This window comes from Halogranum gelatinilyticum (genome assembly GCF_900103715.1).
Lineage (GTDB): Archaea > Halobacteriota > Halobacteria > Halobacteriales > Haloferacaceae > Halogranum > Halogranum gelatinilyticum.
On the sequence record NZ_FNHL01000002.1, the window covers coordinates 1 to 14,714 of the forward strand.

Sequence of the window (14,714 nt, forward strand, 5' to 3'; positions counted from 1 at the left end):
CCGAGGCAACGAGGCGTTCAGCCCGCGAGCACTAACAGTCCAAGCCACATTCATACCGCATGGGAACCCGTGTCCGTAAACGGGTCCAGGTGCTAACTGGAATGCACGAACACATTGGTTGTCAAAGCGAATCCGATCCGATCCTGGTGTTAACTACGGTTCGATTCCGTAGATCGGCATTCGGACGGCCACAGCGGTGAGGTTCCACCCGTACCCATCCCGAACACGGAAGTTAAGCTCACCAGCGTACGAGCAAGTACTGGAGTGCGAGAGCCTCTGGGAACACCCGTTCGCCGTCCACCATTCATACTTTAGCCTCCGACGCAGTGCGTCGGGGGCTTTCTTCATTTATACAGAGAGCGGCAGCACTATCGAGAGCGACAGCACGAGCGCGAGTAGTTCCTTAGCGACAGCATCGCAACCGCGACGATACCGCGCCGGCAACGACATTACAACACGACAGCACCGCGCCAGCGACAGCACCGCGACCGCAACACCGACAACACAGCACCGCCCCAACGACAGCAGTAGAACGGGTGACGACCCCATCGCGCCTGCGGCGCGAAGGGGCCGCCGGCTTACCGGTCCCGTCGTCGTTCGAGTTCCGTCTCGAAGTCGTCGACGGAGCGGTTCGCGAGCGACGCTGCGGTCGATAGCGAGATGTCGAAGCGGTCGAACGCGACGAGTGCACCCGCGACGAGCGGTTCGTTCCGGTCGGTCGGATCGGCCGTCGCCAGTCGGTCGCGGCCGTTGGAGCCGTCACCATCGAGGTGGAGACTGAGGAGACAGGAGAGCATCGCCGCACCGGAGAGCGACAGCTCTCGGTCGCCGCGCCTGTGTGTCCGTTCGAGCGCGCCGACGAAGGCGACGTAGTCGCTGTTGCCGGTCGGAGAGAGGAGCGCGCGTTCGAGCGCGGCGTCCTGTATCGCGCGGATAGGCGAGGCTGCCGTTCCGGCCGAGAGGTCCTGAGAGAGCGAGTCGTCGCCAGCGTCCATATCGGCTTCAACGGTGTCGAGCCTGGAAACAGCCACGGTTCAGGCGAACTCGGGGCAGCATCGGTGAGGTTGTGGAGTCGGATTCACTCAGTGTGATCCGGTTCGCGCAGCGAGTGATCGACGACCGTCCCGTCGGGGGTGAGCGTCACCGTCCCGAGTCGGACCGAGTCGCCGGGCTCGGCCGTCGAGGCGATCTCTTGGAGTACCGTCTGTTGGTCGAGCTGTTGCCAGACGACCTGTTCGACGAGTCGTTGGAACTCTTCGGGGTCGGTCCACTGCGAGTCGATATCCGAAGGCACCTGGACGAGAAACTGGAGATCAGTGTCGGTGACGCCGATGCCGACGCCGAAGGTGTCGCCATTCATACCCCACACTTAGCCGGGGATGTTCAAAGGCGCGTCGGGAAGGAATCACTGCCAGGGGTCGCCGACACCGGCGAGCGTGGGTCTCTCACGCACACGTCGCACAGGTAGAATCGCTTTTCACCGTCGCTCGTCCAGGGCGAGTAATGAGTTACAAGATCGGCCTCGTCGGCAAGCCCTCTGTCGGCAAGTCGAGTTTCTTCAACGCGGCGACGATGAACGACGTGCCGGAGGGTGCGTATCCGTTCACGACCATCGACCCCAGCATCGGGGAGGCGTACGTCCGCGTCGAGTGTGCGGCACCGGACTTCGAGGAGTCGTGTACGCCGAGCGTCGGCTACTGCGACCACGGGATGCGGTTCGTCCCGGTAAAGCTCGTCGACGTCGCGGGTCTCATTCCCGGCGCGCACGAGGGCAAGGGGCTCGGGAACCAGTTCCTGACCGACCTGAACGAGGCGGACGTCCTCGTCCACATCGTCGACTTCTCGGGGAAGACCGACATCGAGGGCGAGGCGACGGAGGGCCACGACCCCCGTGACGACATCGACTTCCTGGAGAACGAACTCGATATGTGGTATCTCGACATCCTGGAGAAGGGTATCGAGCGGTACCGAAGCGGCTACCACGGCGAGGAGAAGCAGATCGAAATCGATCTCGCAGAGCAGATGAGCGCGTTCAAGACGAACAAAGACGAGATCAAGCAGATCATCCTCTCGCTGGGTCTCGACCTCGACCCCGACGAGTGGGAAGACGAGGACCGTGAGGCACTCGCCCGCGAGATCCGCAAGCGGACGAAGCCGATCATCATCGGTGCGAACAAGATGGACACGGCCGAGGCACAGGCCAACTTCGAGGAGATCACGCAGGACCCGGAGTACGAGCATCTGACGTTCGTTCCCGCGAGTGCGCACGCGGAGAAGGCACTGAAGAAGGCCGCAGACGCGGGCGTCGTCGACTACCGCCCCGGCGACGCGGACTTCGACATCGTCGGCGACATCAGCGGCGAGCAGGAGCAGGGGCTCGAGCAGATCCGGGAGTTCATGAACGAGTACGACGGCACCGGCGTGCAGGACGCGCTCGAACGTGCGTTGTTCGACGTGATGGGGGCCATCGCCATCTTCCCCGGCAGTGCCAACGGGTCGAAGGACGAGAAGGGTGTCTTCCGCGACTGTTTCATCCTGCCCGAAGGGTCGACCACCGAGGACTTCGCGTACCACCTGCACTCGGACATCGGCGACGGTCTCCTCCACGGGATGGACTGTCGCGCGAAGCGACAGATCGGGTCGAGCCACGAACTCACCCACCGCGACGTGGTCGAGATCGTCTCGACGAACTAACGAACCACGTTTTGAGAGTTTGATTCGAATACGGTATTCGGTAGTAAGCCGTTCACATTCCTTGTTGAAGAGCTATGTCTGGCGGTTGTGATTCGTGCAGGACTGTCAATCCAGACACCTAGTTAAACAGTACTGTCGTTGTTTTGGAATCTGTCTAGCAACAACCATCATTGTTCCTCGTGGTGACGTTACAGACATAGGTGTGTAATCACACACTCACGAAACGGCGTCCTCGATAGACCACCGTTCCACTGTGCGGAACGATGGTTTCGATGACGGTTCGACTATTTTCGCGTGAATGTGTGACACAACCACACGAACGTCGGATTCGTCCTCGTCTCACTCACGATAGCGTGGTTCCGGTGTCTCCGACGGCCGCGAAACGAGCGTTGACCGCTGTTCGATTCTGCGGGATGGTTTTGCCGTCTCTTCCGGTTGTTCGTCGTCGAGATTCCGGGTGAAAGTCCTGAATTCGACGATAGCGGCCGTCTCGTCAGCGGTCGGCGACTCGGCTAGCCGGCAACACTGTCCGCAGACGTTCGGGCAGACAGAACGGCTTATTGGGGCTTGATACCCCGTTTTAACGCCGTTTTCCGCCGGAAGGCCGCCAAATGTGTACCGAATTGCGTCCCGCCATGCGGAACATTTAGTAGGTGGTAGTCGAGAGACCACAGTCACGATGAACGCCCAGACGAACACCGTCTCGTCGGTAGAACGCGCCCTCGACGTGGTGGAACTGCTCCGTGAACGGGGGACCGCTCGGTTATCGAGCGTCGCTCGCGAGCTCGATCTCTCGAAGAGTACCGCACACCGCCACCTCAAGACCCTCGAGAGCCGAGGCTACGTCGTCGAGACCGACGAGGGTTACGCCCTGAGCCTCCAGTTTCTCGACCTCGGCGAGTTCACTCGAACGCGACGGCCAGCCTACCAGCTGGCGATGGAGAAGGTCGACGAGTTGGCCCACCGGACCGACGAACGTGCGCAGTTCATGGTCGAAGAGCACGGCCGCGCGGTCTACGTCTACCGGAAGACCGGCAACCACGCGGTGAAGGCGGATTCGTACCCCGGCAAGCGCGTCCCGGTCCACGCGAGCGCGGCCGGACTGGCCATCCTCTCGAAGCTCCCGCGGTCACGCGTCGAGGAGATCATCGACCAGCACGGGTTGGAGGCACTGACGCCACAGACCATCACCGACCGCGATACGCTCTTCGCCGAACTCGACACGGTCCGTGAGCGCGGCTACAGCATCAACGACCAGGGAACGATCGAGGGGCTGCGCGCGATCGGCGCGCCCGTCACCGACGCCGACGGCGAGGTTATCGGCGGGTTGAGCATCTCCGGTCCCATCAATCGGATGCGTGGCGAGCGGTTCGAGGAGGAGTTCCCCTCGCTCCTGCTCGGGGCGACGAACGAACTCGAACTCAATATCGCCTACCAGTAGGTCTCTCTCGGCCATTATCGTCATTTCACGACCTTGCTCGCCCCGACGACAGTGGCTGGTGGGCACCGCCACCGAGGGGCGAACGGTTAAGTCCCTGCCTTGGGACAGTCGGGTGTATGCTTGACGGCTATGAGATGCACGATTTGACCCAACCGTGGTCACAGGACACGCCCGCGTGGCCGACGTACGACAACCCGAAAGTCTGGTACGAAAAGAGCCTCGACACCGAGAAGGTCAACGGCCAGAAGATCGAGTTCATGAACCACACGGGGACGCACCTCGACGGCGAGAAACACTTCGTCGGCAACGGCCGCGACATCGCGGATATGCCGCTGGACGAACTCGTCGGCGACGCCGTCGTCGCGGACATCTCCGACATGGTCGGCGACTACGACGTCTACACCAGCGAGATGATCGAGGAGGTCTGTGACGTCCAGGAGGGCGACATCCTGTTCATCCACACCGGCTACCAGAAGTACGCCTACCACCGCGAGGAGGCCGACCCCCACGCGTTCTTCTGCAAGCACCCCGGCCCGAACATGGAGTTCGCCGAGTGGTGCCGCGACATGAACCTCAACTACCTCATGCTCGACTGCGGGAGCGCGGACCACCCGATGAACACCATCGTCCGCGACGTGCGCCCCGAGCTCGCCGAGGAGGCCTGCGAGAAGCTCGGCGTCGACGACCTCGACGAGATCTTCCCGCCGGAGGGCTACCAGCTGATGCACACCGAACTCTTCCCGGAGGGCATCGTCCACGTCGAGAACGCCCAGGTTCCCGAGGAACTGCTCAACGAGCGGTGTCAGATCGGGACCTTCCCGTGGCGTTTCGAGGGCGGCGAGTCCTCGGTCTGTCGCTGTGTCGCGTTCACCGAAGCCTAACTCACGACCCCGACATCCTCTCCTTTCTCTCAGCCACGTAGAGACCCGTCTCCGCGCGAAGCTTTATCTGGGAACTCGCGAAACGCCGTGGCATGACCCCAACGAAAGCCGTCGTCCTCGACGAGTGGGGCGGCGAACTGACGACCGACCGTCTCGACGTACCCGACCCCGGCCCTGGCGAAGCACTCGTCGACGTCCGCGCCTGCGGTGTCACCCGGACTATCGAGAACGCGATACAGGGCGGGCTCTCCGACGATCCCGCGTTCACGCCGCGTGTCCCCGGCCACGAGTTCGCGGGCGTCGTCGAGGACGTCGGCCCCGGTGTCGAGACCGTCGACCCCGGCGACCGCGTCGTCTGCTACTTCTATCTCACCTGCGGCAGCTGCGACAACTGCCGCCGCGGCGACACCGCCCGGTGTACCGACTTCGGCGGCTGGCTGGGCGTCCAGCGCGACGGTGCCTACGCCGAGCGGACGGTCGTCCCCGCCGCGAACCTCCTGCCCCTGCCCGACGGGGCGACCTTCGAGATGGGCGCAGTCGCGGCCGATGGACTGGCGACGCCGCTGCACGTCTGCGAGCGCGCGGCCGTCGACGACACCGACACCGTCCTCGTCGTCGGCGCGGCGGGTCGGGTCGGTATCCACCTCTCACAGCTCGCGGCACTGCGCGGTGCCCGCGTGCTCGCGGCCGACGTCGACGCCGACCGGCTGGCCCACGTCGACAGCGTGACACCCGATGCGGTGATGCCAATCGACGCCCGCGGCGACGATGTCGCCGAGCGACTCCGTGCGACCACAGACGGCGACGGCCCCTCTGTCGTCGTCGACACCGTCGGCGACACCGACACGCTCGCGGCGGCCTGGGACGTGCTGGCGATGGGCGGACAGATAGTCTCGCTGACGACTCACCACGACCGCGCGTTCGCCCCGCCGATGAAGGAGTTCGTCGTCAAGGAGGCCTCGTTCCTCGGCTCGCGCTACGCGACGAAGGACCAGGTCGTCCGTGCGGCTCGTCTGCTGGCCGACGGCCGCGTCGACCCCGTCGTCACCGAGCGCGTCGGTCTCGACGAAGTGCCGACGCTCCACGAGCGGATTCGCTCCGGCGAACACCACGGGATGGCGATTCTCGAACCCTAGCTCACTCGGGCCAACAATTTTCTCGCGGCACGCGGTACGGGAGCTATGCACGACCACGACGACATGCTCGCCCGCGAGACGGCGGTCGACCGCGTGCTCGCTCTCCGCGAGGAGTTCCTCCCCACACGACCCACCGAACGCGTCCCGCTCGACGCCATCGGCGGTCGCGTCCTCGCCGAGTCTATCATCGCCGACAGCGACGCGCCGGCGCACAGCCACGCGACGATGGACGGCTTCGCCTTCGACGCGAGCGAGACGTACCCCTTCACCCTTCGTGAGGGCGAGGTCTTTCCCGAGTCCGATCCGGGTGACCTCGCCTCGGGACAGGCCGCCCGCGTCGCCACCGGCGCGCCCGTCCCTCGCGGCGCGACCGCCGTGATCAAGCGCGAGGACGCGACCGTCGAGGACGGGGACCTCGTCGCGGGACCCGACGTCACGGCCGGCACCTACGTCTACGAACGGGGGAGCAACTTCCGCGCGGGCGAGGAACTCTTCTCTCCCGGTGAGCGACTCGGACCGAAAGACGCCATCCTGCTCGGCGACCTCGGCCGCGAGACCGTCGCAGTCTACGAACCGTTCTCGGTCGGCGTCGTCGCCACCGGCACGGAAATTCACGAGGGCGTCAGCAGCGACCTCGACTCGGCGATGTTACAGGGACTCGTCAGCGCGTGGGACCACGAGGCGACGTACGAGGGGAGCGCGCCCGACGACTACGAGCGGGTGAAGGGACTCATCGCGGACACCGCGAGTGCCCACGACGTCGTCGTGACCACTGGGGGAACCAGCGTGGGCCACAAGGACCACGTCGTCCGCGCGCTGGCTGACCTCGGCGAGGTGCTCTTCCACCGTGTCCGTGTCCGGCCGGGCAAGCCCATCGCCGTCGCGCGCCTGCCCGATCACGACGCCGTCGCTATCGCCATCCCCGGCAAGCCACTCGGCGCGCACACCATCGCGACGCTCGTCGCCCGGCCCTTCTTCACCGGCGACGCCTCGTTGCCGACGGTCGAGGCGACGCTCGCTCGCGACGTGGGACTCGGGCCCTCGGGCTTCGACTACGTGGTTCCGGTGGTCCTCGACGCGTCCGCCGGTGCCTCGGCGGACGGGGGATGTCCCGAGGCGATGCCGCTCGGCCACGTCGACTCGCCGCTGTCGGTCTACGACGAGACCTTCGACCCCAGCGTCCTCTCGTCGTCGACGCGGGCGACTCGTGCGGACGGCGTCGTCGTGACGGACGAACCGCTCTCGGCAGGCGACACGGTGCGTGTCGTTCCGTACGCTGCACTGGAGTAGCGTCGGCGGGAGCAAGAAGCGGCGGTCGGTACGGGTCAGGGTAACGCTTTTCGTGGCACGAACGATTGGGACGGTATGGACTCACACGGCTATATCTTGGATGGGGTGCGGGTCGTCGACCTCTCGACGTTCGTCACAGGGGGCTTCTGCTCGCTGATGCTGGCAAACCAGGGGGCGGACGTGATCAAAGTCGAGCGGCCGGAGGTCGGCGACGACATCCGCCACAGCGGCCCGCCGTTTGTCGACGGCGAATCGCCGTACTACTGGACCATCAACTACGACAAGCGGAGCGTCGAACTCGACCTCAAGAGCGACGCGGGCAAGGCCGCACTGTTCGACCTCGTCTCCGAGGCCGACGTCTTCATCCAGAACTTCCGGCCCGGCACGGCGGAGCGACTCGGCGTCGACTACGACGCCGTCACCGAGGTCACGGAAGACATCGTCTACTGCGACATCTCCGCGTTCGGCGCGACCGGCCCGTGGCGCGAACGCCCCGGCTACGACCTGCTCGTCCAGGGGCTGTCGGGCATCATGAGCGTCACCGGCGAGGAGGGTGGCCGTCCCGTCAAGGTCGGCCTGCCGCAGACGGACCTCATCACCGGGATGTGGGCCGCCTTCGGCATCGTCTCCGCGCTCTACCGTCGCCAGCGGACCGGCAAGGGCGAGTATATGGACCTCGGGATGCTCGACGCGACGCTCCCGTGGCTGTCGAAGCAGGCAGGGAAAGTCTTCGCGGGCGAGGAGACGGGCCGGATGGGGACGAAAGACCCCGTGCTCGCGCCCTACCAGACGTTCCGGACGAAAGACAGCCACCTCAACGTCGCCTGTCTGAACCAGAAGCTCTGGACGGCGTTCTGTGAGGCTATCGGCCGACCGGACCTCCCCGAGGACGAGAGGTTCGAGACGAACGCCGACCGGGTCGACGCGATGGCGGAACTGGAAGCCGAAATCGAGGAAACACTGGGCGAGCGCACGACCGACGAGTGGATGGACGTCCTCGTCGAGGCGGGCGTCCCGGCCGGGCCGGTCCAAGAAGTCAAAGACGCCCTCGACAACGAGCAGACCGAGGCCCGGGAGATGGTCTGGACGATGGAAGAGGACGACCGAGAGATTCCAGTCGTCGAGCATCCCCTGAAGTTCCGCCACTCCGAGAGCGGTTTCCGGCAGCCGCCGCCGAAGCTGGGCGAGCACACACGCGAGGTGTTCGCCGAACTCGGCTATGAGGACGAGGACATCGACGTCATCACCGGCGAGACGGACGAAGACTGATAAGCCATGACGTCACACACGTTGGTATGACTGACGACACCGACGTCCCCTCGCCCGCAGTTGCCACGGACGGTGGGACCAGTCCCTCCGACGAGGGAGCCGACGGCTGGGATGCGACACCGCTCGGGAGCTACCGCGCGCTCCGCGCCTCGCTCCGGACGGGACGACCCGCCGCCGTCGCCACGGTGACGAACGTCCAGGGGTCGGCCTACCGACGTCCCGGCGCGAAACTCGTCGTCGCGGGCGACGGCAACTCGACCGGTGCCGTGACCGCGGGCTGTCTGGAGGACGCCGTCGCCGACCTCGCGCGCGCCGCCGTCGACGACGGCAAGGCCCGCGTCGAGCGGTTCGACCTGACGGCCGACGCCGGGGGCGAGGTCTGGGGGATGGGTCTCGGCTGCAACGGCGTCATCGACTTGCTGGTCGAACCGGTCGACGAGAGCCTCGCCCCGGCGGTCGACGAACTCGACGCCAAGCGGACTGTCGTCGTCGCCACCGCCGTCGGCTCCGACTCCTCGGAAATCGCCGTCGGCGACCGGACGACACTCACCACCGACGGCGACCGCGTCGCTCGCGACCGGCCGGGGCTTCCCGACGCCGTCCTCGACGCCATCGCCGACGACGTGGCCGCCCTCCGCGAGTCGGGCGCGTCGGCGACCGTCACCGTCGAGACCGACGCGGGCACAGTCGAGGTCTTCGTTGACACGCTGACGCCCGCGCCCGAACTGCTCGTCTTTGGTCGGCAGCGCGACGTCCCGCCCGTCGCCCGGCTCGGCCGGGAGGCGGGCTTCCGCGTCCGGGTCGTCACCGGCCGTGGCGGGAGTGCCGACGCCGACCGATTCCCCGCGGCCCACGAGGTGCTCCCGACGCGGTCACCCGACCTCGCAAGCCTCGTCGACGCGCCCGCGACGACCTACGCGGTCGTGATGAGCCACAACTTCGTCGACGACCGCCTCGCCCTGGAGTCGCTACTCGACACACCGATACCGTACATCGGATTGATGGGGCCGCGCAAGCGCTTCGCGGAGATGCGTGAGGCGTTCGCCGAGGAAGGGTCGCCCCTCGGCGACGCCGACCTCTCGCGGGTGTCGACGCCCGTCGGTCTCGACCTCGGCGGCGACCACCCGACGCAGATCGCGCTCAGCGTCGTCTCGGAAGTTTTGGCGGTTCACAACGGTCGCACCGGTGGCCGACTCGCCCACCACGGGGGACCGGTCCACCGGCGGGCGACCCCTCCCGGCAGCCACGACTGAGTGCCGCGACACCCCGCGGCCGCGGAAAGGTTTATCATGGTAACTTGCCTCATTCGGAGTATCCCTATCCATGAGTACTGATACACCGGATCAGTCGGCGCGTCCGACCCAGGAGATCTCCCTCACGCTCAACGGCGAGGAGGTCACCGCCGAGGTCGAACCCCGACTGAAACTCTCCGACTTCCTCCGGAACCACCAGGGCCTGCGCGGCGTCCGCGTCGGCTGCGAACACGGCGTCTGCGGGGCCTGTACCGTCTCGCTGAACGGCCGCAACGCGAAGAGCTGTCTCGTCTACGCCGTCCAGGCCGACGGCGGCGCGGTCGAGACCGTCGAGAGCCTCGACGATGACGGCGAACTCCACCCCATCCAGGAGGCGTTCAACGAGGAACACGCCCTGCAGTGTGGCTTCTGTACGAGCGGCTTCGTCATGGCCGCAAAGGAGCTGTTGGAGGAGAACCCCGACCCGACGAAAGAAGAGATCAAGACCGGTCTCGCCGACAACATCTGTCGCTGTACGGGCTACGAGAACATCTACGACGCCGTCCGGCGGGCCGCCGACGAGATGGACGGTGAGCAGGCGGCCGATACGGCAGGTGACGACTGATGTCGCGAGCCGACGCACAGACCGAGTCCCGAGCCGAAGCGAAGCAGGAGGCTAAGCGCGAGACCTTCACCGGGACGGGCATGAACCGCGTCGAGGACCACCGCATCCTCACCGGGCAGGCCGAGTACATCCACGACATCACGCCGGAGGGCTGTCTCCACATGGCCCTCTTGCGGACGACCCACCCGCACGCAACCATCGAGTCCATCGACACGAGCGAGGCGGAGGCTCACCCCGACTGCGCGCTCGTCCTCACGGGCGAAGACGTCGTCGCGAACTACCGGCCGATGCCCTGTGGACTCGACGGCTTCGAGGAGTGGTCGCTCGCGACCGATAAGGTCCGGTTCGTCGGCGAACCCGTCGCGGCGGTCGTCGCCACCGACCGCTACGTCGCCGAGGACATCGTCGACCTGATTCGCGTCGACTACGAGCAACTGGACCCCGTCACCGACGCGAGTCAGGCACTCGAGGACGAGACCGTCATCCACGAAGACGTCGGCACGAACGTCCCCGACGGCGAGGTCATCGAGTTCGGCGACCCCGAGGCCGCCTTCGAGAACGCGGCCCACGTCGTCGAACGCGAGTACTCGTGGGGCCGCATCTCGGGCGTCCCCCTCGAGACGGCAGGCGTCGTCGCCACCTACGACCCGCAGGACGACGAGTTCGACATCGACTGCAACATCCAACTGCACACGCTCGTCGACGACACCATCTACGAGACGCTCGGCTACCCGCCCGAGAAGGTCAGAGTCAACGTCCCAGCCGACATCGGCGGCAGCTTCGGGACGAAGATTGCCATCCACCGCTACTGCTCGTTGGCGTCGATGGCGAGCCAACAGCTCGGCGGCACGCCGGTCAAGTTCGTCGAGGACCGCGTCGAGAACCTCCAGGGCGGCGACATGCACTGTACCGAGCGAGAGTACCGCGTCAGACTCGCCCTCGACGACGACGGCCGGATGCTCGGTCTCGACACGTGGTTCGTCGACGACTTCGGCGCGTTCCCGCGCTACCCGGTCAACCAGGCGCTCAAACCGCTCTCGGTGGTCTCCGGTGCGTACGACGTCCGCGACGTGCGTTACGACTACGACCTCGTCCTGACGAACAAGACGTCACAGACCGCCTACCGCGGCTTCGGCGTCCCGCCACATCTCTACGCGATAGAGATGGCACTCGACGAGGCGGCCCGCGAGCTGGACATCGACCCCGTCGAGCTTCGCCAGCGGAACCTCGTCCAGCCCGAGCAGATGCCCTACACTATCGCCTCGCACAACGTCTACGACTCGGGCGACTATCCGGCGGCACTCGACAGCATCCAGGAGATCGTCGCGGAGAAGGAGATCTGTGAGGGCGGCCTGCTCGACCCCGAGGTCGTCGAGGCCCGTCGCGAGGAGGGCAAGTACCGCGGCGTCAACTACACGCTCCTCATCGAGCCCGGCGTCAGCGGCTCGGACTGGACCGACCGCCAGCGGACCGACCGTGACTCCCTGCCGAGTCGCAAGCGTGAGGAGGTCGCCGAGCTACCCGAACATCTCCGCGCGGAGATCCGCCCCGATGGCTCGGTGCAGGCGTGGCTCGCCGCCGACTCCTCCGGACAGGGCCACCAGACCATCGTCGCCCAACTGCTCGCCGACGAACTCGAAATCCTGCCGAGCGACATCGAGACGGACTACCTCGACAGCGTCGACGGGCCGACCGTCTACGGCTCCGCGGCCTCGCGGATGGCCGTCATGGTCTCCGGCGCGGCGAAGGGCCTCGGCGAGGCACTGAAGGAGAACCTCCGGCAACTCGCTGCGACGGAGTGGGGCGTCGGGTCCGAGGACGTCGTATACCGCGAGGGCGGCGTCGAGCGGGCTGACGGCTCCGACCGCTTCACGCTGGCCGAGTTGGCCGAGCGCGACCGCGGGCTGACGGACCGGTTCACGCGCGCCAGCTACGACTACGAACATCCGGCGACGGAACTGCCGGAGTTCGACGAGGCGTTGACGCGGAAGTATCCGGTCTACCCGACGGCGGCGTTCGCCGCGAACGCCCCCATCGTCGAGGTCGACACCAAGACCGGCCAGGTCGAGATCCTGAAGTTCTACTCGCTGCGCGACTGCGGGACACAGCTCAACCCGACCATCGTCGAGGGGCAGGCCCACGGCGGCATCGCCCAGGGAATCGGTGCGACGCTGCTCGAAGAGTTCGGCTACGACGACTCGGGGCAGCCCCAGGCCGTCACGTTCTTCGACTACCGGCTGCCGTCGGTGAAGAACATCCCGGACGTCGAACTCCACCACACCGAGACGCCCTCGCCGTTCACCGTGACCGGCGCGAAAGGGACGGGTGAGGGCGGGATGATCGACGGCCCGGCCGCCATCGCCTCCTCGATCAACGCCGCGCTCGAACCGCTCGGCATCGTCGCCGACGAGATTCCGGCGACGCCCGACCGGCTGCGCCGGAAGATCCGCGACGCGACCGGCGAATAGCGCGAATAGAACGAACCGCGGGGTTCGCGCGGCTCGCGCGGTTCACGACTCCCTCTCGTTTTTCGTGTCCCACAGCACGCTCGCCGAGTGTCGACGGCGACGAGACGACTGCTGTGCTGTGGCTCAGGAGTCGGGTGAGAACAGGTTTCGGCGTGAAGATGCGTATCGACGTGAGACAGCGTGAGAGTCCGGAAAGAAGCAGCGACTATCCTTCGAGCGACGCTTCGGCGTCGGACTTGGCTTCGAGTTTCGAGGTGGCGGGGACGCCTTCGTCGACCTTCGCCTCCAGGTCGTTGAAGAAGTTATCGACGATTCGGCCCGCGACGCTGCCGAGTGCGCGCTGGCCCATGCTGGCGATGAGTCCTGATGCATTCGCTTGTGCCTCCCACTCGGCCGTCGTCGTCCCGTCGTCGTTCTCGACGAGGCGCATCTCGGCGGTCGTATCGAAGGAGTTGCGGCTGGCGTCGCCGTCGACCTGCATCTGCAGGACCTCGGGACGGTCCGCGCGGACGACGGTCATCTCGACCTCGAAGGTCGGTTTGACGCTGCCGACGCCGACGGCGATTGTCGCTTCCAGCTCCGAGGGTGTGACCAGTTCGATGTGGTCACAGCCCGGCGCGCAGGCAGCGAGGATGTCGGGGTCGGTGAAGTAGTTCCAGAGCGTTTCGCGGTCGTAGTCCGAAGTGAAGTCGCCGTTGAATTCCATCATTGGTGGGTGTCCGTGTCGTCAGTGGTTGCGTTCGTGTACGATGCCTGCAGCGACCGGCGGGTGTACTCGCCAGCCAGTTCGAGTTTGTACTCCTCGTCGGCGTGGAACTCGCCCTGCGGGCGGGCCTCGGCCATCGCCGCCTCCGCCGCGGCGTCGAGGGTCTCGTCGGTCAGGGGTTCGCCCTCGACCGCCTCTTCGGCGGCCTCGACGCGGAGCGGGACGTCCGAGGCGTTCGCGAGCGCGACGCGGGCGTCCTCGACGACCGGCTCGTCCGCCTCGGGGTCGTCGACGCGGACGGACGTGCCGGCACTGATGGTCGGCCACGTCTGCGTCGCGGGCTTCTGTTCGAGGAAGGCCATCCCCGTCCGCTCGGGCGGGAACGGCTCGCGGGAGACGGAGACGCCCGTGATGAGCTCGTCCTCGGCGAGGTCGGTGAACATATAGGCGATGAAGTAGTCCCGCGCCGACACGGTCCGTTCGCCCTCCGAGGAGGTGATGTGGAGGTCGGCGTCGAGTGCCGCCAACACGGTGGGATAGTTGCCCGCGGGGTCGGCCTCGGCGATGCTGCCGCCGATGGTGCCGAGGTTGCGGACGGTCGGCCCGGCGATCTGTTCGGCGGCCTCAGTGAACATCGGCAACGCCTCGGCGAGTGCCGGGTCGCCGGCGAGGTCACGGTGCCGAGTGAGCGCGCCGATGGCGACGGTGTCGTCGTCGACGTCGATGTAGGACAGCTCGTCGAGGTCGTTGATGTCGACGAGATGCTCCGGCGTCGCCAGCCGGTTCGCCATGATGATGCCGAGCGACTGGTTGCCCGCCATCAGCTCGGCGTCGTGGCTGTGTTCGGCGAGGAGCGCGGTTGCCTCCTCGACGGTCGCGGGGCGGTGGTACTCGAAGGTGGCCGGCTTCATCCGACGACCACCCCCAGTCCCGACGGTCGGGAGAGCATTCTCTCCCGGATGGGTGTGTGGC

General features: G+C 66.3%; 13 protein-coding genes and 1 rRNA gene. 10 read left to right on the forward strand and 4 right to left on the reverse strand.

Translation table 11 applies throughout. The features are described 5' to 3' along the window. The first annotated feature begins 180 nt into the window (after nucleotides 1-180). Nucleotides 181-302: ribosomal RNA gene (gene rrf, locus BLR57_RS06485) — 5S ribosomal RNA — on the forward strand. Between the two features lie 276 nt (nucleotides 303-578). On the opposite strand, the gene BLR57_RS06490 is transcribed toward rrf, so the two are convergent. Next, nucleotides 579-995, reverse strand: coding sequence for a hypothetical protein (locus BLR57_RS06490; protein WP_089695595.1), 417 nt, complete (start codon nucleotides 993-995; stop codon nucleotides 579-581). Nucleotides 996-1,078: 83 nt separating this feature from the next. After that, nucleotides 1,079-1,360: a DUF8124 family protein gene (locus BLR57_RS06495; protein ID WP_089695599.1), complete on the reverse strand. Its 282-nt coding sequence runs from the start codon at nucleotides 1,358-1,360 to the stop codon at nucleotides 1,079-1,081. 143 nt (nucleotides 1,361-1,503) lie between these two features. Here BLR57_RS06495 and BLR57_RS06500 point away from each other — a divergent pair, with 143 nt between their 5' ends. The 9 genes from BLR57_RS06500 to BLR57_RS06540 all read left to right on the forward strand — a co-directional run bounded on the left by BLR57_RS06500 (nucleotide 1,504) and on the right by BLR57_RS06540 (nucleotide 13,036). Beyond that, entirely contained in the window at nucleotides 1,504-2,694 is a 1,191-nt protein-coding gene (locus tag BLR57_RS06500) for a redox-regulated ATPase YchF (protein ID WP_089695602.1), read from the forward strand. A gap of 679 nt (nucleotides 2,695-3,373) precedes the next feature. Beyond that, nucleotides 3,374-4,135, forward strand: coding sequence for an IclR family transcriptional regulator (locus BLR57_RS06505; protein WP_089695605.1), 762 nt, complete (start codon nucleotides 3,374-3,376; stop codon nucleotides 4,133-4,135). A gap of 116 nt (nucleotides 4,136-4,251) precedes the next feature. Further along, nucleotides 4,252-5,016, forward strand: coding sequence for a cyclase family protein (locus BLR57_RS06510; RefSeq protein ID WP_089695609.1), 765 nt, complete (start codon nucleotides 4,252-4,254; stop codon nucleotides 5,014-5,016). Between the two features lie 92 nt (nucleotides 5,017-5,108). Then, on the forward strand, nucleotides 5,109-6,152 hold the full coding sequence (locus tag BLR57_RS06515; protein WP_089695612.1) for an alcohol dehydrogenase catalytic domain-containing protein: 1,044 nt from the start codon (nucleotides 5,109-5,111) through the stop codon (nucleotides 6,150-6,152). A 45-nt stretch (nucleotides 6,153-6,197) separates the two neighbouring features. Then, nucleotides 6,198-7,442 carry a molybdopterin molybdotransferase MoeA gene (locus BLR57_RS06520; protein ID WP_089695616.1) on the forward strand — a complete coding sequence of 415 codons (1,245 nt, stop codon included), beginning with the start codon at nucleotides 6,198-6,200 and terminating at the stop codon, nucleotides 7,440-7,442. Between the two features lie 75 nt (nucleotides 7,443-7,517). Then, nucleotides 7,518-8,711 (forward strand): CaiB/BaiF CoA transferase family protein, encoded by a 1,194-nt coding sequence (locus tag BLR57_RS06525; RefSeq protein WP_089695619.1) that lies wholly within the window; start codon nucleotides 7,518-7,520, stop codon nucleotides 8,709-8,711. Nucleotides 8,712-8,737: 26 nt separating this feature from the next. Beyond that, complete coding sequence (locus tag BLR57_RS06530; RefSeq protein ID WP_089695622.1) at nucleotides 8,738-9,964, forward strand: XdhC family protein; 1,227 nt, start codon at nucleotides 8,738-8,740, stop codon at nucleotides 9,962-9,964. A gap of 70 nt (nucleotides 9,965-10,034) precedes the next feature. After that, a complete protein-coding gene (locus tag BLR57_RS06535; RefSeq protein WP_089695625.1) occupies nucleotides 10,035-10,568 on the forward strand; it encodes a (2Fe-2S)-binding protein in 534 nt (177 codons plus the stop codon). Continuing rightward, nucleotides 10,568-13,036 (forward strand): xanthine dehydrogenase family protein molybdopterin-binding subunit, encoded by a 2,469-nt coding sequence (locus BLR57_RS06540; protein WP_089695629.1) that lies wholly within the window; start codon nucleotides 10,568-10,570, stop codon nucleotides 13,034-13,036. Before BLR57_RS06535 ends, BLR57_RS06540 begins: the two co-directional genes overlap by 1 nt. Nucleotides 13,037-13,241: 205 nt before the next feature. Here BLR57_RS06540 and BLR57_RS06545 read toward each other — a convergent pair whose 3' ends face one another. Both BLR57_RS06545 and BLR57_RS06550 read right to left on the reverse strand, forming a co-directional pair. Next, nucleotides 13,242-13,745 carry an SRPBCC family protein gene (locus tag BLR57_RS06545; RefSeq protein WP_244509944.1) on the reverse strand — a complete coding sequence of 168 codons (504 nt, stop codon included), beginning with the start codon at nucleotides 13,743-13,745 and terminating at the stop codon, nucleotides 13,242-13,244. Beyond that, on the reverse strand, nucleotides 13,742-14,653 hold the full coding sequence (locus BLR57_RS06550; protein WP_089695635.1) for an FAD binding domain-containing protein: 912 nt from the start codon (nucleotides 14,651-14,653) through the stop codon (nucleotides 13,742-13,744). The genes BLR57_RS06545 and BLR57_RS06550 overlap by 4 nt, the downstream gene beginning before the upstream one ends. Between the last annotated feature and the right edge of the window lie 61 nt (nucleotides 14,654-14,714).

Excerpts from the sequence above, each read along its gene's own strand:
- BLR57_RS06540 (WP_089695629.1), top strand. The coding sequence starts at position 10,568 with ATGTCGCGAGCCGACGCACAGACCGAGTCCCGAGCCGAAGCGAAGCAG.
- BLR57_RS06550 (WP_089695635.1), bottom strand. The coding sequence starts at position 14,653 with ATGAAGCCGGCCACCTTCGAGTACCACCGCCCCGCGACCGTCGAGGAG.
- BLR57_RS06490 (WP_089695595.1), bottom strand. The coding sequence starts at position 995 with ATGGACGCTGGCGACGACTCGCTCTCTCAGGACCTCTCGGCCGGAACG.
- BLR57_RS06525 (WP_089695619.1), top strand. The coding sequence starts at position 7,518 with ATGGACTCACACGGCTATATCTTGGATGGGGTGCGGGTCGTCGACCTC.
- BLR57_RS06505 (WP_089695605.1), top strand. The coding sequence starts at position 3,374 with ATGAACGCCCAGACGAACACCGTCTCGTCGGTAGAACGCGCCCTCGAC.
- BLR57_RS06515 (WP_089695612.1), top strand. The coding sequence starts at position 5,109 with ATGACCCCAACGAAAGCCGTCGTCCTCGACGAGTGGGGCGGCGAACTG.
- BLR57_RS06535 (WP_089695625.1), top strand. The coding sequence starts at position 10,035 with ATGAGTACTGATACACCGGATCAGTCGGCGCGTCCGACCCAGGAGATC.
- BLR57_RS06530 (WP_089695622.1), top strand. The coding sequence starts at position 8,738 with ATGACTGACGACACCGACGTCCCCTCGCCCGCAGTTGCCACGGACGGT.
- BLR57_RS06545 (WP_244509944.1), bottom strand. The coding sequence starts at position 13,745 with ATGATGGAATTCAACGGCGACTTCACTTCGGACTACGACCGCGAAACG.
- BLR57_RS06520 (WP_089695616.1), top strand. The coding sequence starts at position 6,198 with ATGCACGACCACGACGACATGCTCGCCCGCGAGACGGCGGTCGACCGC.
- BLR57_RS06495 (WP_089695599.1), bottom strand. The coding sequence starts at position 1,360 with ATGAATGGCGACACCTTCGGCGTCGGCATCGGCGTCACCGACACTGAT.
- BLR57_RS06500 (WP_089695602.1), top strand. The coding sequence starts at position 1,504 with ATGAGTTACAAGATCGGCCTCGTCGGCAAGCCCTCTGTCGGCAAGTCG.
- BLR57_RS06510 (WP_089695609.1), top strand. The coding sequence starts at position 4,252 with ATGCTTGACGGCTATGAGATGCACGATTTGACCCAACCGTGGTCACAG.